Raw genomic sequence first — 19,162 nt, 5'->3', positions numbered from 1 at the left:
TTATATCCAGTTTTTCTCTACCATATCCCTGATGTGATAAGTAGTAATTATACTTGCTCCTGCGCGGGCAAAAGCATGCATGGTTTCCATCACCACTTTTTGCTCATCTATCCAGCCTTTCTCAGCGGCTGCTTTTACCATTGAATATTCCCCTGATACATTATAGCAAGCTATGGGGAGATCTGTATTTTGCTTCAGCGTCTGCATAATGTCCAGGTAAGCCAACCCTGGCTTTACCATCAGCACATCAGCTCCTTCATTCTCATCCAGCAACGCTTCTCTCAATGCCTCATTTGGATTTCTAAAATCCATCTGATAAGCTTTCCTGTCCCCCTTGCTCGGTGCACAGTCTGCCGCCTCCCTAAAAGGGCCATAGTAAGCAGAAGCAAATTTTGTAGCATGACTCATGATTGCTGTGTTTACAAAACCAGCACCATCCAAAACACTTCTCATTGCTCCAACCCGGCCATCCATCATATCAGAAGGCGCCAGCATATCCGCTCCGGCCTGTGCATGTGTCAATCCCATTTTGGCTATCACCTCTACAGTAGGGTCATTCTGTACGTAATCATTTTCCATGATCCCGCAGTGACCATGAGTAGTATATGAACAAACGCAAACATCAGTCACCACATAAAGATCATCCCCAAAGTTTTTCTTTAGCAGACGAACTGCAGAAGGCACCAAAGAATGATCATGGTATGCAGAAGCAGCGTTTTCACTCTTCTCATCACCCACACCAAAAAGCATGATCTTATTCACACCAAGCTTTAATCCCTTTTCAACGTCTCTGATCAGTGTATCTTCAGAAAAATGACTTATACCCGGCATTGCTTCTATAGCATGAGTTACATTGCTTCCCGGCACTACAAAGTACGGGTATATGAACATGTCTTTAGACAACCTGGTCTCAGCCACCATTTCCCTCACTATGGGATTCTTTCTTAATCTGCGCGGACGTTGTAACATAATCTATTTTTATTTCATATCAATTCCAAAAACTGCCTCTGCCAGACCAATCTCATCCGGAGAATATGGCAAAATGTATTTCACACCCATCTCATCAAACTTTTTACCGGTAGAGTTGCCTATGGCAATCACCTGCTGTCCCGGATCTAATAAGTTATCAGCGAAATACGCATCTACATTCGATGGACTGGTAAAGATCAATACATCAGCATGAGTCTGGTCTATCTCGTCTTCTACTACAGTTTCATATATTGGCAGATCAATCACCTTGGTATCTGGCTTTAAAGCTTTTTGGATACTTTGCAAAGAATCCTGTGCTCTTGGAAATAAAACTGTTTTTCCAGCCACTTCTTCAGCAAATAGTTCAGCTACTTCTTCAATATCTCCTCCTTCACCTACATAATCGGCAAGGTGCCCAGCTCTCCTCAGCGAATCTTCTGAACCTCTTCCGGCTACACCAAATTTCACATGCTTAGGCAAAACAGGCTTAAGCTTGAAGAAGTAATCAACGGCATTTCTGCTGCTGAAAAAGATCCAGTCAATATGTTTCAGGTAAAAAGGATCTAGTACATTCACGATTGGGAAAGTACGGATCAGCGAACGGTCTTCAATCTCTATATTGTGTTTCTCTAATGCTTTTCTAAAGTAATTATGCTCCCCAACTTCCCTTGAAATGAACACCTTGGCAGGTTTCTTTTTATCGGCAGCAAACTTGGCAACGATCTTTTCAGAAAGTCCTTCCAGGCTATCCACACGGAAAAATACACGGTCAGGAAAATCCTCATCGGTCTCCGCTTTCGAGGTCCACACCTCGTATTGTCCATCTTCCTTTTTGCAATAACAACCCAAAGGCATATGACAACCGCCTTCAAAAAGGTTCAGTACTTTACGCTCAACAGCAATTTCTTCCGCAGTTTCGGGGTGATTTATTTTTTGAAGCACCTCAAACAGGTCAGTATCATTTTCTCTGATTTGAATAGCAAGTGCACCTTGCGCAGGCGCAGGCACTATTTCCACCGGATCTACAACCTCAACATGAAATTCTGAAAGATCTATATTCAAACGGTTTACACCGGCTTTAGCGATCATGATGGCATCATAATCTTCATCACGAAGCTTACCTATCCTGGTCGGCACATTCCCTCTCAAGTCTTCAATATTCAGATCAGTTCTTAAAGCCAATAGCTGCGCCTTACGCCTGTTTGATGAAGTACCCACCATTGCACCGGTCTTTAAAGATAGTTTTTGACTGATGTCTACACAATCTTTTAAAATCAGCAACAGCTCTGCCGGATCTTCACGCTCAGTTACCGCAGCGATAGTAAGCCCTGCAGGGTGTACCGTTGGCAGATCTTTATGTGAGTGTACAGCAATATCTATAGTACCTCCCAAAAGCTCTTCCTCCAGCTCCTTAGTAAAGAAACCCTTGCCTTCCAGCTTATCCAGTCGTAAATTTAAAATCTTGTCTCCCTGCGTTTTAATGATCTTAAGATCCGCATCTACGCCGATCTCCGCAAGTTTATCTTTAATGAAGTTGGCTTGCCATAAAGCCAGGTCGCTACCTCTCGTACCTATAGTAAGTCTTTTCACGTTAGTGCTAATTTTTGCGCAAATTTAGCTATTCTTTACCAATATCTCCTTTGCCATTACCATTGGTACGCTGATGTATTTTTTTTCCATGTAATTCATCACGCGTTCCAGCACCAGTCTCGACTGTTCATCCAGACCGTTGATCTCGTCGGCAAACACACCATTGATAGCAGTATGCTTAATTTCTTTAATTTTTTGAGGAACCCCGCTCATGGCAATTTCTATTTTGCGCTGGCGCAATACCAGTTCAAAATCTTTGATATTTTCATCAATGATGTGCTCGGCATTCACCAGCTCATCATAGCGTTCCTGAATATTTTTACGGGCAATTTCTTTTAAAGACTCTACCTCTATGAAGTGTAACGGGAAGTTTTTAACAACTGCAGGCGCAGTGTCATTTGGAATTGCCAGATCAACGATTACCTTTTTACCGGTATCACCATTTAGCAATTTGGTATAGATTTCTTCTGTGATGATCGGCTCTGTAGCACCTGTACAGGTGATGATTACATCAAAGCCTTCTTTAAAGTTTTCCAGTTCAGTCAGCGGGTACGCTTTTCCATTCAGGTCTTTAGCCAGAACCTCAGCATTTTCAACGCTTCTGTTGAAAACAGAGAAATTAGAATATTTATGTTTTTTAAGGTATTGAGCAATGTTTTTATTGGTTTCCCCTGCACCTATGATCAGCAGCCTTGAGTTAGCACACATTTTTAGGTCACGAAGTTTTCGGTAAGCCAGAGAAACAACCGAAACGGGGTTTTTAGAGATATTGGTATGGGTATATACTTCTTTAGCTGTCTTCACTACCCGGTTCATGATCATCCTCATGTAATCGCCTGTAAACCCGGCCACACGGCAAGCTTCGTAGGCCTTACGGATCTGGGCAAGGATTTCTTTTTCTCCTACTACTAGGCTTTCCAATGAACAAGACGTTCTCAACAAATGATTGAAGGCTTCTATTTGCTCATATGCAGATACATTAGCAATGAACTGTTCCATGTACTGCTCAGGCAAACCCATATCCAGTACAGTCAGGAAACGATGAATAAAATCTTTATCTAAATTCTGCGAAGAGGTGAATACAAATTCGACACGATTACACGTTCCAACATAGAATATTTCTTTAACTCCAAGCTCTGATTGAATGTTCCTCAGCCTGTCGTCCAACGTATGCTCACATATCACCAACTTACCCAGACTTTTCAGGTCAATCTGTTTATGTGTAAAAGCAATGATCTTTAAATATTCCAAAATATGTTACCCTGTTGTTTTTAGCGAAACAAAAGTAACAACAGAACCTTGATCCACTGTCATTGTGCTGTAACAAAGAACTATTTAGAAAGACTCTAAATTATAAGACAAACCTCAAACATCCCAATTCTAAATTTGTTATATTCGTCAATAGCAAGAATATAGTGACCTATGATACAGAAAGCGCAATTTACTCTTACAGGATCTGATGAAAAACCCTTATTTGGTGATTATACGTTTGACAGTGACCAGACTATTCTGGGCACTATAATTTTTGTCCATGGCTTCAAGGGGTTTAAAGACTGGGGTGCGCACAACAAAGTCGCCGCATGGTTTGCCGAAAATGGATACCGTTATGTCAAATTTAACCTTTCTCATAGTGGCGTAACGGAACAAAATCCCAATGATGTAACCGATATGGAGGCCTTTGCTTCAAACACTGTTAGTAAAGAATTAAATGATCTGGATCTTTTAATTGATTACGTTTCTAAGAATTTTGAATCACCGGTTATATTGATCGGACACAGCAGAGGTGGTGGGCTTAGCATCATAAAAGCAGCCACTGACACCAGAATCTCAAAACTCATTACATGGTCGGCCATAGCTGACTTCTCCAGTCTTTGGAAGAAAGAGCAGGAAGAAGATTGGAAAGAAACCGGAACCATCTATGTAGAGAATGCACGAACTAAAGAAAAAATGCCATTAAATAGTACGCTTCTTGAGGACTTTAATGAACACAAAGAAGAATTCAACATCCTCGCCGCAGCTAAGAGAATTAGTATCCCCTGGCTTATTCTACATGGCGATGACGACGTAAATGTGAATTTTAGCGTGGCACAGAAACTTGCACAAAAGCAACTCAAAGCCAAAATCCAGAAAATAGAAGGTGCGAATCATGTTTATGGTGCTTCACATCCTTATCATGCAAACGAACTTCCCGCACATTTACAGGAAGTTGTTGAAAAGACCCTTCGATTTTTGTAATGCCTTCAAAAAATTCCAGGTTTCCCTTTTCATCAAGTCGACCATTATTTCTTTCCACAACCGGTTTTCATTAACTAATCTCCCCCTTTGAATTAAGGATGACTTTGTACTGGACAGGTGTTTTGCCTTACTTTATTATTTCCTTTATATTGCTATTTTTTTGCCTTTGTTTTGCTAAAAGCAAAAGGATAGCAAAAGAGAAGCAAAACAATAGCAAAAGGATAGCAAAAGAAAAATAGAGCACAGATCGAGCACATTTACAGAACATCATGTAATGAATACTTAAAAAATAAGATTGAATTCAGAGCCGTATGGGCTTAGTTTAAAAGAATCTTTCGGAGCCTTAAATTAGCTGAAGAGCTCGCTGTCGAGTTTACCAATTTATTCTATTAAAATATATCCAAATGGATATCGTAAAAAGAACCAAAGCAAAGATGTACTAGAACTAGCAGAAGAAGTGAAGAAATTAAAAGCCAAATAATAATCACCTAATTCCAGGATATGGTTTAAATGCGGAATCACTGGCCAGTTTGCCTGAAATACCCACACTACCTGCTTTTTTGAAAATACAAGTATCTCTGCAGTATAAAAACAACGATTATTTCATTCAAGATCTGGATGAAATATATGCTGTTTAATCAATGTATTGCTTCTCCTAAAACATTCGTATATTTGACTGTTACATCTCAAATCAGAATGAATACACTAGATCTTTTGTCCAGAAGAATCCAGACTTTGATTGAAATCGGAGAGAGAGAAGGAGGAATATTCCTTACGGATCTTAGACAGGAATACCGTCGCGACCTCAAGCAGTTTATTGTTGGGGAAACTTTAACTGTAAAAAACGGCAAACCTGTGATTGGGAAAAAGCTGTATCAATCCTGGCTCTACAAACTCAAAGTCAAAGGTTTTGACTATGATATAGAACTTAAAAGATGAGTATCGAAAAAAAGCTGAATAAGATCAACGTCCTCCAAAGACAAATTCAGAAGAAAAGTTCAAACCAGGAAAAATGGAATGCAGACTTTATTGAACAGGTAAAAATCGATTTCACATTTAGTTCCAATAAATTAGAGGGAAACAGCATTACTTATGGTCAAACCATTCAGATATTGAAGGATTTTATCACCCCGAAAGATGCTTCAGTTTCCGATTTCTTAGATATTGTAAACCATAAAAAGGTATTAGATGCTGTCTTTGAAAATTATGAATCTGAACAAATTACCGAAGCAAATATCAAGAAGCTTCATAAAGAACTTATGAAGAGTTTTGTGCAATGGTCGGACGGCATACACCCAAATCCTGGAAGCTATAAGATAATGGACAATCGCACGTACCGATCTAACGGCAAAGAACACATCTATCTGAATCCAGAAGATGTACTAGTAGCGATGGCTAAGCTTATTGACGAAACAAATGAAGCGTTGAAAAGCATAAATATAAAAAGCTTAACACATCACCCATTAACTATTGCAACAAACTTTCACTATCAATTTTTAAATATTATCCATCCCTTTGGCGATGGTAATGGTCGTCTTGCAAGAATATTCATGAACCTGATCTTACTTCAACAGGGATTTCCACCGATCTTTATTAAAGTGATCGACAAAACTGAATATTTTGATTGCTTTACAAAAGAAGAGAAGATTCCGGGAACTATGCTAGATTTTATGGCTGACAGAATGATCGAGAGCCTAAAAGAAAAGAAAAAGTTTTTAACACAACGGAATAGTTAAGAAATTTTCTCCATTATAGTATTCACTTACTGCACCCATGTATTTACTCACATAGAGCCATCATAGAGCTGAGATTTTGTCCTTACTTTGACTTTACGTTTACTTAAACGTTGAATTTCTTCATCTAATGTCTCAGCGATTTCAGGTGAGCTGCTCAAATGCGCATAACTATCCTGATCGAGTACGATTAAATCATCTCTTAAAAAACCAACTGGTAACCGGTTGCCACGAATATCGTATTCAAATTCCTGTGGATGATCACTATAAAAACTATCATCTTTGTCATAGTCGTATTCATGAGCGCTCTGCTCACGAATTTTCATTAGCCTGTATTGCAATGCTTCCTCTTCCAGGGATTTCAAGGCAAGGACCTTCACAGCTTCGTCGTCGTCCTCATCCTCATCAAATTCATATGGATCCTCAGGGTAATCATCATCTTTCCCGGGCAATTCATACTTCCTTAGATTCATAACATTGATATTCCTGTACTCCCAATCCAGCTCCTCATTTTTTATCATTTCAAAGATGAACTCGTAAATTGGGATGAGGTCTATTTTACGGCGTGCTGGAAGATTTCTTAAGCTGTACAATATTTGCAAAACTAAAGTTTGTCTTTAGAATTTATAAAGCTCATGTTTACAATTGCAAAAAAAGCAGCTGTATCCTTCGGCGAAAATCTATGGGCCGTGCCCTTTCACGTCCTACGGCAATAACAGATATTTGTCCCTAGGCAGTGGAAAGTCCTCCTGGTGTCTAAAATAGTAGGTCATTGCCACTGTACCTCACCTCCATCATATATCCTAAAATTCTGATTATTTAACCAAAATATTGCAATATCATCCAAAATATTAATTACAGAGAAATGTTTGGTTGATTTTTATCTTTTGAGTATATTTGATAAAAATTAAAAGTATGTGATAGGCTAATATTATACATTTGCAAAATCTTCAAAATATTTGAAGCATTTAGCACTTAAAAATCTCGCTATAGAAACCTAGGAAATTTCAAATGGGGTGAGAGGATAAGTGACAAGTGCTCACGCTGAAAGCGTGGGCCTTGCTTATTCGCCCCAAGGTCTCCTAGGACCTCTATAGCGGTAAGTGGGGTTTCACGCTTTTTGCGTTTGATAAGCATTAGGCAAAACAAATTCAGGCAACCAACCTGAGCCCACTTTTCGGATTCTGTATCATATCGGCTTAAACCAGGCTAACAGAAGAATGCTATGAAAAGATCTAAGGTTCCAACTCCTTATATTCTAATAAAAGCCAGTACCACAAGTAAATGGGACGAGGTTACTTTTGCGATCATTCACCTCACGACAGATTGGATAAGCCGCATGGCGGAGCGCGTAGCGGCTGTTTCTCAGTTTAAAGCAAATAAGGAATTCTTTTGCCAGGTTTACTGGGATGCCCCACTGGGTTATTATACTGGCACCCTCCCCGGAAGTTTGCTTGATAAGATTCTTAGACGTCATGAAGATTATATCTATATCACCCTGGAAGCTGTCGAAGAAAGCACACTACCCAGGCCTGTAAATAAACTAGACGTGCACCAGTTATTCGTTACAAAAAATGGGATTGCACATTACAGGGGATATAATAGGTACACCGGCGAGGAATTTCGGACAGAAGAATTCAACTTAAGTAAACTCATTCAATGACAAACTAAACCTCATAACTAAATACATAATCTAATGAACAGAACGATTAAAATGGTCGTAATGGCCACGCTTTGCCTGAATTTTTGCTACGGACAAGCTAAAAAGGCTTGTCCTAAGCCTGGAACAACCAGAACTCACATCTATGCTTTTACGGGCTACAAATCCGGATATAAAAGTAGCTGTCGCATCAGTGCAGACGAGTTTATGCGTGGTAAGATGATTACCGTCCGCAATTACACCATCCCTCAATTGTATGCCCTTGCTTTGAGATTAGCACCGCCTCATGACTCCTCTTTTAAAACCGGTGAGCCGGAGAAAGTCATCATTGATGTTCGTCAACCTGAGAAACTGAAGCGGCTTTATTGTTATAAATTGGTAGTACCTTACAACCATCAGGATGATTTTTATGTACTGATGCACAGAAGCCTTGACGGGGAATGGCCGGAATATGAAGTGAAAATCGAGAAAAAGGGTAAGGAGTATTTTATGTTGATCAGGGATAGGGAGCAGGAGTTATAGCCTGCTCCAAACAGCACACCCCAAGTACAAGCAAGGTGCGCAAAAGCTACAGTGTGTCTAATACAGAAACCCGAACAGCCACAACGGGATTTTATTACCAAAACCGACTTCAATATCATCAGCTGTGATGTAAGCGTTTTCCAGACCTGCAATTTGCTTATAGGACTTATCTCTGCCCCCGACTTCCACAATATGCTTGCCATTAATCAGAAAATCTCCCTTGTTGGCCAGTTCCACGCGATGACCTGCATTCTTTAATTGACTAAACAGGAAGGTCTCCCGGATGGTACCAAGCTCCGGATTTCCATTTAGCGCATAGCTTAGATTGGTGTTTTCCAGATAAATTTTATCCGGCTTTTGTAATGCTGCAATACCTTGTGTAGGCCGGTTGATCAGATTCAAAAGTCTTGCACTCTGAAGGTGCTGTAAAAAGTTACTCACCGTATCCCGACCTAGATTCAGTTTCTTAGCAATGCCTGAAATGTTCGGTTCAAAGGGCGCGGACTCAGCAATAACACCAAGTAGCTTTTTAATCTTTACAGCATGTGCGGCAGAATAGTTTTGTATAAAAGCCAGATCATAGGAAATAGAGGAATCTATCACATGATAAAGCCTCGTCAGGTATTCTGTCTCTTTACTTGTTTCTGTAAAAGGAAGATACCCGCTGATCAGATATTCTTTGAATAATGCAAGGGGATTTTCCAGCATTCCATATGTTTTCGCAACCTGATCCATATGACCTGAAAATAAATCTTCCAAACCAAGCTTGGGTAGTTTAATGTTATACCGTAACTCCAGATATTCACGAAACGACATTCCTGCAAGTTCGTAAGTAAGCACCCTTCTACTCAAATCAGACTCGCCACGATAAATATCCAAAGCAGATGAGGCGGTAAATACAACTTTCATCGAGGGATAGCCGTCGTAAATATTCTTTAGTTCTCTTGACCAGTTTAAATACTTGTGCACCTCATCAATGTACAATATCCTTCCCCCCGATTTGTACCACTGGTCTGCAAGATCCAAAAGCGTATGTGTATAAAACCAGGGGTGATCAGCTGTTACATAGAGACTTTTATCACCATCTTCCGAAAAATACTTAATATGCTGCAGGATCATCGTGGTTTTACCTGCACCCCGTAGCCCCTTTATTGCAATCATACGTTGATCCCAGGGAACTTCCGTGTGCAAATACCGAAAAAAATTACCTTGGGTATGTACCAATAAATTTTGCTGATATCCTATTAAATCTTCCATATTTGACTTGACTTCAAGTCAAATATAAACATAAATTGACTTGAAGTCAAGTCAATTTATGTTTATATCTCGAAAATTTGAATTGGTTATTGTTGTAAATTGCTCGGTTCCGCAATCATGGAAAATTATGCGTATCCCATCAAAAAATAGTGAAATTGATTTTATCAAGCCCTGTATTACCCGTTTTAGGGTCATATGCGTACACATGAACTTCATAATCTCCTTTTTCATTGACAGGCAGAATAACTTCAAAATTGTTCCATACTCCGGTAAATTTGAGTGGCACCTCGGTTACTTTCGTACCATTTCGCTTGATGATCGCGTTTATCGTAAAATCATCTGAATTCCAAGTGCCTCCTTTTGATATTACACAACCACAAGCCATAGTTATACTTGCTTTTAACAACATTTTTCCATCGGCAATGGTTGACAATCTGGTGTATTGTTGAGTAGTGGGTGAAAGTATGTCTACAATGAAGCCAGGGATCTCTACAACTATTCCATCTCCAACAATGTGCTTTCCAGGGATTAGCCAAACCTGTGTAGTCACTTTCTTAGTTCCATTTCTGCGGTTGGTAGACGCATATACTTCTACATCTACAAAAGTGGGTTCCGTTAATTCCAGCGTAGCCATAAACTTAGATGTACCTTCGTCAGCAAGTTGCTGCCCACGGCTAATCGCATCCGCCATGATGAGTTCAGTATTGCCCGATCCGCCTGTCGCCATACCCTTTGCCATCACCTCCCCGGTCATGTTGTTTTTTATCGTGACGTGCACACCAAGTGTTGCAGGTAGAAATTTTGCATCCTTCGCCTTGGCACGTACAATCACATTCGTGGTTTGTGCGATACCAATTGCAGTTTGAAATATCAGCAGTAATAGGATCAGATTTGTTTTCAACTTCATACTCGTATATAGATTACTGTTGCAATTTAGAGATTTAATGTTTTTCGCCACCACCTAACACTCAATTATAAAATAAGAGGAAGTTTGCCCAATTACGGATATTGCTTTTAACGACTCTTTTAATGCCACATACAATCCTGCCATTCGGTAAACATATGAAATAACAATCCGACTGCAACAACCCTCGTTTTATTGACTGTTATCCTGCATCAGCGCACTTCTGCCTCCATCTATCAGGTAGGTGGTACCTGAAGCAAAGCTTGCATACTCACTTGCCAGGAACGCACACCAGCCACCAATTTCTTCAACGGTACCCAGTTTTTTTACGGGATGAAGGTCAACAGTTCTTTTTCTCTCCTGTTCGGAATCTTCAAAGGAATCAAACCATGGCTGGTTACCCGGTGTATCAATAAAACCGGGAGCTATTCCGACGATTCGGATTGCCGGTCCCCATTCAATGGCCAGACTTCTAACCAGACCAGTCAGGGCCGTTTTAGCGACGTTATAAGGAAAGCATCCGGGAATTGATGCATAAGCATGATTGGAAGTCATAATGATGATCACGCCATTATCTTTTTCGAGATAGGGCTTGCAGTGCTTAGCGAGTCGCCAATGCGCAGAAAGATTTAAGTCCAGGTTTTCCTGCCATTGCTCTTCCGAACAAGCCAATGCTCCTTCAAAAAAATTACGGCCAGCATTGGATACAAGGATATCGATGTGGCCGCCGGATATTTCTGCTACCGATTTTACCAAATGCTCCGGCGCTTTGGGATCTGTAAGGTCAGCCTTCAGGTATATGGCTTTTCCATGTTCAGCCTCGACAGCAGCAATAAAACCTCTAGCTTCAGCACTATCAGTTTCATGTTCTGCACAGCCAACTACTACAGCTCCAGCTTTTGCCAGCATTCGTGCTATGCCCAGACCGATACCGGAAGTGACACCTGTAACGAGTGCTACTTTTCCATCTAAATTAATTTCCAACGACATATCACGAATCTACGAATAGATTAAACATAAAATCCAGGTCTGGGTTCTAAAATTCCGGGATGTTTCTCCATTTCTTCTTCCACCAGGTCTACGCCAAGTCCGGGGCGGTCCGACAACTGTAAATGTCCGTCTTTTACCATATCTGCAATCGGGTGCGTGATGACAGTATCTCTCCAGGGCACATCGTTAAACATAAACTCCTGTCTAAAAAAGTTTGGCACTGAAGCACATACCTGGGCTGAAGCCAGCGTAGAAAGTGGTCCGTTTGGATTATGGGGAGCCAGCAAAACATTGTAGGCCTCCATCATGGTGGCCATACGCTTCATTTCAGAAGGGCCACCACAACGTGTGATGTCCGGCATCATGATGTCGCAGATATTCTTTTCCAGAACAGGTCTGATGCCATGTCTGGTATAGTGCCGCTCACCTACACAAATGGACACATTAGATGGTATGCGCTCGCGCATCGCCCGCAGGTTATCAGCACTTTCAGGCCCAGCCGGTTCTTCGTACCAGGTGATATCCAGTGCAGATAGTCGTTGGGCCATCTTCACAGCAACACGATAGTTCAGCATGGCATGGGTTTCAATCATAATGTCAAAATCAGGGCCCACAGCTTCACGAACTGCTTTACTCACATTAAATGCCAGATCCTGCTGTGCAGCAGTAAGGGTAAGATTTGAAGAAAGATCCTCTCCATACAGATAATTGGTATGTGCGAATGGATCGAATTTTAAACCTGTGAAACCAGCTTCCTTAACCTTTAAGGCCTGGGCAGCATAATCCTGTTCATTATGTCCGCCTCCTGTAAACCAATAGTTCGCATACAGCAAAATATCTTTTCGGAATGCACCACCCAATAGTTCATAACAAGGCACACCTAAAACTTTCGCTTTCAGATCAAGCAGGGCCATGTCTATACCGCTAATGGCACAAAGACTGGCACCATGCGGCCCCATCCAGTTTAAATCCCTGTATAGTTTAGTCCATATGAAATCAGTTTTCATCGGATCCAGACCTATAATTCTTTCACCGACATGTTTTGCAGCATGATAAACTATAGGGCTACCGGGCCAGTTTGTAGCTTCGCCTACCCCGGTATGACCAGTATCGGTATAGATCTTCAATAGGGTCCAGTTGTACTTAACTCCCTCTACCAGCCAAACTTTTACATCTGTAATTTTCATCTGTTTAACGTTTGTTTCATAAATTCTTTTTTATCATTAAGGGTTCAGGTGTAAATTGGTCACCAATCTTTTCCTCAACGATAGGATCCGGGTATTGTTTCAATTTCGTTATTTATTGAAATCTGAAAGATACACTTCCTTTTAATATTTTTCCTTTAATATTAATGCGTCCGTCTGTAAACGGCGATCCGTAAAATGGTTCTGAACCACTATTGCTGTAATCTGCTACCAATAATTGTATTTTTTCGTCTTGCAACCAGCTCCGCAATGCCTGGTATCGCCGCTGGCAAAGAAAGTATAGGTTAAATTACCGTCGCCGTTCGTGTACGTTGAACACCTCGGTGGATACATCAAACGGCACAATACAAACACCATCTCTATCCCCTATTACATAATCTCCGGAATTCACAATAACCCCGTTTATTTCTATTGATGACCTGAAGTCAACGACCTTTCCTCTTGGCGCCTGGTCCTTCGCATAACTTCCCAATGAAAAAGTGGAAAAACCCATGTCCAGAATACCCTTCGTGTCTCTGTGATAACCATTAACGACTGCACCGGCAGCGCCCAGTTTTTTTGCTCTGACGCTCATCAATTCACCCCACAAAGCATATGAAGGTGAGGTGCCCGCACAGATATAAACCTCATTTTTCTTTAGATCATCCAAGGCTTCCAGCATCAGACCAAATGGTTTATTTTCTAAGTACATGGATTCGTCTATATCCAGTCCCGAAACTGTCATCGTCTTCATTGCTGGGTATGTGAATTGAGTTCATCGTGTAAAGTTTAAAATTCTCTCCTGGTTAGAGATTTTAAAGTTATCGCCAATAAAAGGTGAAAACTTAACCTTTATTGTCCAACACCAACAGCATATTGTCCTAAAACTTGATTATTAGAAAATATTTTTGCAAATTTAAGACATGCAGCCACTACTAATAGAAACAAATACGGCTTTGCAGCAAGCCATCTTTGTCAAGGAAGTAAATGTAAAAAGCCTGAATAATCCCCTCCATTTCCACAAAGAGTACGAAATGGTACTCATCGTAAAAAGCAATGGAAGAAGAATAGTTGGGGATAGTATAGAAAATTTTACCGAAGGTGATCTCATATTGATGGGTCCAAACCTTCCTCATGTAATGTATAATGATAAAGAGTATTATGCACAGGATAGTGAACGGGAAGTAAAGGCGATAGTAGCACATTTCAGATTAGACTGGCTTAACGATAGTTTCTTGAATTCAAATGAAACTGCAAAAGTAGCTGAACTGCTAAAAGACATCAACAGAGGTATCAGGGTTTATGGGGATGCTCATCGTAAAGTGGCAAAAATCCTCAAAGAACTGCTGCTGGATTCCGGGTTGAAAAAAATCATCCACTTGCTCAGCATTTTGGATCTGCTTTCTGAAACCAATGAATATGAATGTCTTTCCAGTGTCGGCTACACCAATCACCATAACCTGAAAGATGTACAACGCATCAACAAGATCTACAATTTCATTATGGATAATTTTACGGAAGACATTACACTAAAAGATGCTGCCGCACTTGCGAATATGACCATTGCTTCTTTCTGTAAATATTTTAAAGGTCGTACTCAAAAAACCTTTACACAATTTGTAAATGAAGTAAGAATCGGATATGCCTGCAAGCTACTCTATAATGATCATTTGTCGATTTCACAGATTTGCTTTCAGAGCGGATTTAATAATCTGACCAATTTTAACCGGAATTTTAAAGAATATACAAAACTTAATCCCTCTGATTTCAAAAAGAGCCTAAGGCTTTAACGCAATTTCGTTTTAATATAACCCCTGTAGGGTCAAGCATTTTGATGAAAGATTAAGAAAAATTATTCTTAAAGAATAATTTTTCTTAATTGACCAACTAAGTAGATTTAATAAATTAATATTTAACCTAAATCACTAACTTAGAGGCGCGTGCTCAAAACGTCCCTTATGCTCCCATACCTGAATTACAAAATGATTGGCCGTCTTATACTTCTTTCTTGTCTAACTTGCATGTTGTTGACAGGCTGTCAGCATTACCGCACACAGACTCCGGATCATACATCTGTGACGGACAGCATAATTGACCGGGCAAACACCTTGCTGAATACAGGAAGAATTAATGATGCGCTCTCTCATCTTGACTCTGCCTATAACAAATTACAGAATCCCGGCCCAATTGATCTTTGGAAAAAATACAATTTCAAAAGCAATTTTTACCTCAATTACCAGATCATTCCTGAAAAGGCAAATCGCTATACAGACAGTATGTTTACGGTGTTAAAAGGCAACGAGTCTGCTCACAAAAATTGTTATGCCCAAACTATGTTTGCCAAAGGAGATGTGTTGAGAGCCAGAAAAAGTTTTGATGAGGCTTTTGAAAATTACTATAAAGGATTAGAATTTGCAGAAAAAAACCTGGACACCTGCCTTTTCACCAACTTCAGCAACCGGCTTGGCCTGATCCGTTATGCCCAGGAGGAATACCTGAATGCAATACCCTATTTTAAAAAAGCGCTTCATGAAAACAGCCATTGTACCGGTAGTGATTTCGCCGAGCAATTTGCCGTTCCGCAGTCTATTTATAACAATATCGCATTGAGCTTTGAAAAAGCGGATAAACCAGACAGTGCTTTACACTACTACCTAAAAGCAAGCGAATTTATCGATAAGCGTTCGAAGCCGTTCCCTGAAAAGATAGTCTTTATAGAAACATCCAAAGGGGTCATTTATGGTAACCTCGGGGGACTATATGCGCAGCTGCATCACTACGCGGAAGCTGAAAAATATTTAAAGGCCAGTATTAAAATCAATGATCAGCCAGGGTATGCAGTAGAAGATGCTCAAACGGCCAAATTAAAGCTTGCAAATTTATATCTGGATCTTAATCGTTTAGATGAAGCCAATAGTATGATCAACGAATTGGAACTGAATGTTTCATCAAGAGAAGGCTTCAACAATGAAAATAGTTATATGTTAAAGTATATATACGACTTAAAAAGCCGGTATTTTAATAAAAGAAATGATCCTCAAAATGCCTATCAGTACTTGTTAAAATACAGTGCAATCAGTGATTCTTTAAATACTGAGATCAGCGGACTAAAGAATGTCGATATTGACGCCGCCTTTAAACATTCTGAACAGCAGCACAAATTGAACCTGATGAACAGGGATAATCAGCTCAAAACCTTTTATCTGATTGCTGCAATAGTTTTCATTATTCTGGCAGTAAGCCTCATGTTTACTGCACGGGCCAACTTAAAACGTTCTCATAGCAACGTTGAAAAACTCACAGCGCTCAACAAAAGAATCACAGACCAAAATGAGCAGATGCACCTTACCCTTGCTATACTTGAACAAAGTCAGGCAGAGAATGCACGCATGATGAAAATTGTAGCACACGATCTTCGCACTCCGATTGGGGCAATCAAAATGGTGGCCTCACTGATGCTTCAAAAGTCAGTACTGTCTGATGAGGACAAGGAGCTACTGGATATGGTAAAGCGTTCATCAAAAGATTGTCTCAATTTAGTATCTGAAATGCTTCAGCCAACACAATCTCCTGAACAGTTAGAAAAAGAACCTGAAGAGCTTGATAAAATGCTTGGTTATTGTGTCGAACAGCTCAAACTAAAGGCTGAAGGTAAAAACCAGCAAATTACAATTCAAACGGAGCAGCTTCTCGTACCCATCAACAGTGAAAAATTATGGAGGGTAATGAGTAACCTCATCACAAACGCGATTAAATTCAGCCCCAACAATACAACCATTCAGATCAGTCTCATCAAAAAAGAGAATAATGCAATTATTTCAGTTAAAGATCAGGGAATAGGTATCCCTGACGAAATCAAGAACAAAATATTTAACCAATTTTCCGAAGCCCAGCGTAAAGGAACTGCTGGTGAACAAACCTTCGGACTCGGACTCTCCATTTCAACTCAAATCGTAAATGCGCATGGCGGAAAAATATGGTTTGAAAACAACACAGATAAGGGGGTCACTTTTTATGTCGAGCTGCCCTTATAAATGGAACACTTCCTCCATATTGGTCCAGATTTCATTTTTTGCCGCCGTTTCAGGCAATGGTTTCTGACAAGGGTCTGTTTCCTTCCACCAGCGTTGGGTATTGGGATCATCAGCCATCTGTTTCATGTCGGCATCAAAGTCTGTCCCCGTATATTCAAAATAGCTAAACAGGTAATACTCTCCGCCTATTTTCTGAAGGTAGATGGAATAATTTCCGATGTTACATTCCTTAATTTTTTTAAGTACTTCAGGCCAGGCGTTGGCATGCAGTTTTTTATAATATGCTAACTTCTCGGCTTTCAGACCTGTTACGGAACCAAACCGCTTTACATTCTCGGGCTTAACTTCGCTCTTGCAGGATGCCAACAAAACCACTGTAATAAATAAGGCAATAAGGTTATTTTTCATCTCTATAAAATTATTTTTATCTGAATATATAATACAACACACCCATCACCGCCAGTAAAACGACTGACAATAACTTGTAATTACCTATACCTTTCCACGATTGTCCCTGAAGCGGTTCCCATGGGCTTTTCCAGTATAAACCCTCACTTTCTGCAGTATGCTTTACCGGATAAACATAGGACAACGAGACTTGCATGATTACACATGCACAAAACAGGTAAAATGCCATCATCATAAAGGGAATATGGCCAATCATACTATCCGGAACCAGCTTATTAATAGCAAAAACTACCACGCCAAGTACCGAACCAATCCACAAAGTCAGCTTTGCTGATTCCGCAGAAGCTCCTTTCCAAAATACCCCCAGCAGGAATACACAGGTAATTGGCGGAGCAATATGAGCGATGATGTCATTGATTCCGCTGAATATACTCTCATACTGGTTCAGCAACGGCAGTAGTCCCAATGAAAACACAAGAGCAATAGCAGCCGCAATCTTTCCAATGCGGATCAATTGTTTATCGGATGCTTCAGGACGGTAACGCTGGTACATATCATAACTCACCATTGTTGAGATAGAATTCAGCGCGCCGGAGACCTGGCTCATCAAACCAGACAATAGTGCGGCTACCAATACCCCTACCAGGCCTGAAGGCAAAAGCTGGGTGATCATCAAAGTATAAATGCCTTTTGAATTCACATTGCCCGCAGCATCCAGCCCCAGACTGCTTACATCAAGGTGTCCGGATTTGGTCAGCGTATATGCAAACAGACCCGGTAACACAAAGATAAATACCGGAAGGATCTTGATGAAGCCGCAAAACAACGGACCCACCCTTGCATGATTTTCATCTTTTGCTCCCAAAACGCGCTGTACAATAGTTTGATCCGCACACCAGTACCAGATGCCCAAAATCGGGTATCCTAAAAATATGGTATACCAGGGCATTCCACTGCTGTCGCCATGTGGACGCAGCATTGAAAGCTTATCCATCTCGCCATTTTGCTTCAATACATCTGTCATGGAATCCCAGCCTCCCATCTTATTAAAGGCAGCATAGCTGATGATAAATGCACCCGTCAGCAAAACGACAGTCTGGATGGACTCTGTTACCACCACAGCTTTCAACCCTCCAATAATGGTATAAATAGCCGTAATGATACAGATTACGATAACGCTGACATACATGTTCAGCCCAAACAAGGTCTTGAGTACGATACCGCCAGCCAACATGGAGAAAGCGATGTGGATGATAATGGCCGAAATCACTGAAATGATGGCAAGCCAGTCACGACTCGCTCTATCGTATCGCTTTTCAAGAAAGTCCGGTAACGTTGCCACGCCAGATTTGATGTAGAAGGGGACAAAAAACAGCGACAATAAGATGAGCGTAAATGCTGCCATCCACTCAAAATTGCCATTTAACAGTCCGCTGTCAAATCCGCTTTGCGCCAGACTCACCAGATGTACCGTAGAGATATTGGTCGCGAATAATGCCAGTCCAATAGCAGGCCATTTTAAAGTCTTACCAGCAAGAAAGTATTCTCCTGCTTCATTCAACTTATTTTTACGCCTATGACTGATACCGGCCCAAAGGCCTACTGCCAGGATGCCGAGAATATATAAAATACTAATGCTTAAGTCGAGGGATTTTAACATCTTAAAATTTTTAATC

General features: G+C 40.5%; 18 protein-coding genes. 7 read left to right on the top strand and 11 right to left on the bottom strand.

The genetic code is table 11. From position 1 onward, the window contains the following. From hemB to hemA, 3 genes are read right to left on the bottom strand one after another with little or no spacing between them, the layout of a single operon-like run. Nucleotides 1–969: a porphobilinogen synthase gene (gene hemB, locus FA047_RS00145; RefSeq protein WP_136833970.1), complete on the bottom strand. Its 969-nt coding sequence runs from the start codon at nt 967–969 to the stop codon at nt 1–3. Between the two features lie 9 nt (nt 970–978). Next, on the bottom strand, nt 979–2,559 hold the full coding sequence (gene hemC / locus FA047_RS00140; protein ID WP_136833969.1) for a hydroxymethylbilane synthase: 1,581 nt from the start codon (nt 2,557–2,559) through the stop codon (nt 979–981). Between the two features lie 24 nt (nt 2,560–2,583). Then, nucleotides 2,584–3,810, bottom strand: a complete 1,227-nt coding sequence (hemA, locus tag FA047_RS00135) for a glutamyl-tRNA reductase (protein ID WP_136833968.1) — start codon at nt 3,808–3,810, stop codon at nt 2,584–2,586. A gap of 171 nt (nt 3,811–3,981) precedes the next feature. Here hemA and FA047_RS00130 point away from each other — a divergent pair, with 171 nt between their 5' ends. The 3 genes from FA047_RS00130 (at nt 3,982) to FA047_RS00120 (ending at nt 6,530) form a co-directional block, all read left to right on the top strand. Continuing rightward, a complete protein-coding gene (locus tag FA047_RS00130) occupies nt 3,982–4,794 on the top strand; it encodes an alpha/beta hydrolase family protein (RefSeq protein ID WP_136833967.1) in 813 nt (270 codons plus the stop codon). Nucleotides 4,795–5,490: 696 nt separating this feature from the next. Beyond that, the gene (locus tag FA047_RS00125; protein WP_136833966.1) at nt 5,491–5,733 is read left to right on the top strand and encodes a hypothetical protein; all 243 of its coding nucleotides are present in this window, start codon (nt 5,491–5,493) and stop codon (nt 5,731–5,733) included. Further along, the gene (locus FA047_RS00120) at nt 5,730–6,530 is read left to right on the top strand and encodes a Fic family protein (RefSeq protein WP_136833965.1); all 801 of its coding nucleotides are present in this window, start codon (nt 5,730–5,732) and stop codon (nt 6,528–6,530) included. Before FA047_RS00125 ends, FA047_RS00120 begins: the two co-directional genes overlap by 4 nt. A 47-nt stretch (nt 6,531–6,577) precedes the next feature. On the opposite strand, the gene FA047_RS00115 is transcribed toward FA047_RS00120, so the two are convergent. Then, the gene (locus FA047_RS00115) at nt 6,578–7,120 is read right to left on the bottom strand and encodes a hypothetical protein (protein WP_169304285.1); all 543 of its coding nucleotides are present in this window, start codon (nt 7,118–7,120) and stop codon (nt 6,578–6,580) included. A 632-nt stretch (nt 7,121–7,752) separates the two neighbouring features. Between FA047_RS00115 and FA047_RS00110 the strand changes: the two genes are divergently transcribed. Together FA047_RS00110 and FA047_RS00105 are read left to right on the top strand one after the other, a co-directional pair. After that, complete coding sequence (locus tag FA047_RS00110; protein WP_136833963.1) at nt 7,753–8,190, top strand: hypothetical protein; 438 nt, start codon at nt 7,753–7,755, stop codon at nt 8,188–8,190. 33 nt (nt 8,191–8,223) lie between these two features. Further along, nucleotides 8,224–8,709, top strand: a complete 486-nt coding sequence (locus FA047_RS00105) for a hypothetical protein (protein ID WP_136833962.1) — start codon at nt 8,224–8,226, stop codon at nt 8,707–8,709. Nucleotides 8,710–8,766: 57 nt separating this feature from the next. Here FA047_RS00105 and FA047_RS00100 read toward each other — a convergent pair whose 3' ends face one another. The 5 genes from FA047_RS00100 to FA047_RS00080 form a co-directional block, all read right to left on the bottom strand. Next, nucleotides 8,767–9,966: an ATP-binding protein gene (locus tag FA047_RS00100; RefSeq protein ID WP_136833961.1), complete on the bottom strand. Its 1,200-nt coding sequence runs from the start codon at nt 9,964–9,966 to the stop codon at nt 8,767–8,769. A gap of 139 nt (nt 9,967–10,105) precedes the next feature. Continuing rightward, nucleotides 10,106–10,873: a hypothetical protein gene (locus tag FA047_RS00095; protein ID WP_136833960.1), complete on the bottom strand. Its 768-nt coding sequence runs from the start codon at nt 10,871–10,873 to the stop codon at nt 10,106–10,108. 189 nt (nt 10,874–11,062) lie between these two features. Continuing rightward, nucleotides 11,063–11,860, bottom strand: a complete 798-nt coding sequence (locus FA047_RS00090; protein ID WP_136833959.1) for an SDR family NAD(P)-dependent oxidoreductase — start codon at nt 11,858–11,860, stop codon at nt 11,063–11,065. A 20-nt stretch (nt 11,861–11,880) separates the two neighbouring features. Beyond that, nucleotides 11,881–13,047 carry a mandelate racemase/muconate lactonizing enzyme family protein gene (locus tag FA047_RS00085; RefSeq protein ID WP_136833958.1) on the bottom strand — a complete coding sequence of 389 codons (1,167 nt, stop codon included), beginning with the start codon at nt 13,045–13,047 and terminating at the stop codon, nt 11,881–11,883. A gap of 307 nt (nt 13,048–13,354) precedes the next feature. After that, entirely contained in the window at nt 13,355–13,798 is a 444-nt protein-coding gene (locus tag FA047_RS00080; RefSeq protein WP_136833957.1) for an RraA family protein, read from the bottom strand. A 169-nt stretch (nt 13,799–13,967) separates the two neighbouring features. Here FA047_RS00080 and FA047_RS00075 point away from each other — a divergent pair, with 169 nt between their 5' ends. Then, nucleotides 13,968–14,834 carry an AraC family transcriptional regulator gene (locus FA047_RS00075; protein ID WP_136833956.1) on the top strand — a complete coding sequence of 289 codons (867 nt, stop codon included), beginning with the start codon at nt 13,968–13,970 and terminating at the stop codon, nt 14,832–14,834. A gap of 231 nt (nt 14,835–15,065) precedes the next feature. Then, nucleotides 15,066–17,078: a tetratricopeptide repeat-containing sensor histidine kinase gene (locus FA047_RS00070; RefSeq protein WP_169304284.1), complete on the top strand. Its 2,013-nt coding sequence runs from the start codon at nt 15,066–15,068 to the stop codon at nt 17,076–17,078. On the opposite strand, the gene FA047_RS00065 is transcribed toward FA047_RS00070, so the two are convergent. Further along, nucleotides 17,073–17,486 carry an L-rhamnose mutarotase gene (locus FA047_RS00065; protein ID WP_136833954.1) on the bottom strand — a complete coding sequence of 138 codons (414 nt, stop codon included), beginning with the start codon at nt 17,484–17,486 and terminating at the stop codon, nt 17,073–17,075. The genes FA047_RS00070 and FA047_RS00065 overlap by 6 nt on opposite strands. 16 nt (nt 17,487–17,502) lie before the next feature. Then, nucleotides 17,503–19,146, bottom strand: coding sequence for a sodium:solute symporter (locus tag FA047_RS00060; RefSeq protein WP_136833953.1), 1,644 nt, complete (start codon nt 19,144–19,146; stop codon nt 17,503–17,505). Nucleotides 19,147–19,162 lie beyond the last annotated feature (16 nt).

It is taken from the genome of Pedobacter frigoris (genome assembly GCF_005116445.1).
GTDB lineage: Bacteria > Bacteroidota > Bacteroidia > Sphingobacteriales > Sphingobacteriaceae > Pedobacter > Pedobacter frigoris.
The sequence above is the reverse complement of the archived record's forward strand: the minus strand, read 5'-3'. Positions and strand labels throughout refer to the sequence as shown.

What these genes read in the sequence shown, in the direction of transcription:
- FA047_RS00075 (WP_136833956.1), top strand. Translation starts at nt 13,968, where the DNA reads ATGCAGCCACTACTAATAGAAACAAATACGGCTTTGCAGCAAGCCATC.
- FA047_RS00120 (WP_136833965.1), top strand. Translation starts at nt 5,730, where the DNA reads ATGAGTATCGAAAAAAAGCTGAATAAGATCAACGTCCTCCAAAGACAA.
- hemB (WP_136833970.1), bottom strand. Translation starts at nt 969, where the DNA reads ATGTTACAACGTCCGCGCAGATTAAGAAAGAATCCCATAGTGAGGGAA.
- FA047_RS00090 (WP_136833959.1), bottom strand. Translation starts at nt 11,860, where the DNA reads ATGTCGTTGGAAATTAATTTAGATGGAAAAGTAGCACTCGTTACAGGT.
- FA047_RS00080 (WP_136833957.1), bottom strand. Translation starts at nt 13,798, where the DNA reads ATGAAGACGATGACAGTTTCGGGACTGGATATAGACGAATCCATGTAC.
- FA047_RS00070 (WP_169304284.1), top strand. Translation starts at nt 15,066, where the DNA reads ATGTTGTTGACAGGCTGTCAGCATTACCGCACACAGACTCCGGATCAT.
- FA047_RS00085 (WP_136833958.1), bottom strand. Translation starts at nt 13,047, where the DNA reads ATGAAAATTACAGATGTAAAAGTTTGGCTGGTAGAGGGAGTTAAGTAC.
- FA047_RS00125 (WP_136833966.1), top strand. Translation starts at nt 5,491, where the DNA reads ATGAATACACTAGATCTTTTGTCCAGAAGAATCCAGACTTTGATTGAA.
- FA047_RS00060 (WP_136833953.1), bottom strand. Translation starts at nt 19,146, where the DNA reads ATGTTAAAATCCCTCGACTTAAGCATTAGTATTTTATATATTCTCGGC.
- FA047_RS00130 (WP_136833967.1), top strand. Translation starts at nt 3,982, where the DNA reads ATGATACAGAAAGCGCAATTTACTCTTACAGGATCTGATGAAAAACCC.
- FA047_RS00100 (WP_136833961.1), bottom strand. Translation starts at nt 9,966, where the DNA reads ATGGAAGATTTAATAGGATATCAGCAAAATTTATTGGTACATACCCAA.
- FA047_RS00095 (WP_136833960.1), bottom strand. Translation starts at nt 10,873, where the DNA reads ATGAAGTTGAAAACAAATCTGATCCTATTACTGCTGATATTTCAAACT.
- FA047_RS00105 (WP_136833962.1), top strand. Translation starts at nt 8,224, where the DNA reads ATGAACAGAACGATTAAAATGGTCGTAATGGCCACGCTTTGCCTGAAT.
- FA047_RS00110 (WP_136833963.1), top strand. Translation starts at nt 7,753, where the DNA reads ATGAAAAGATCTAAGGTTCCAACTCCTTATATTCTAATAAAAGCCAGT.
- FA047_RS00065 (WP_136833954.1), bottom strand. Translation starts at nt 17,486, where the DNA reads ATGAAAAATAACCTTATTGCCTTATTTATTACAGTGGTTTTGTTGGCA.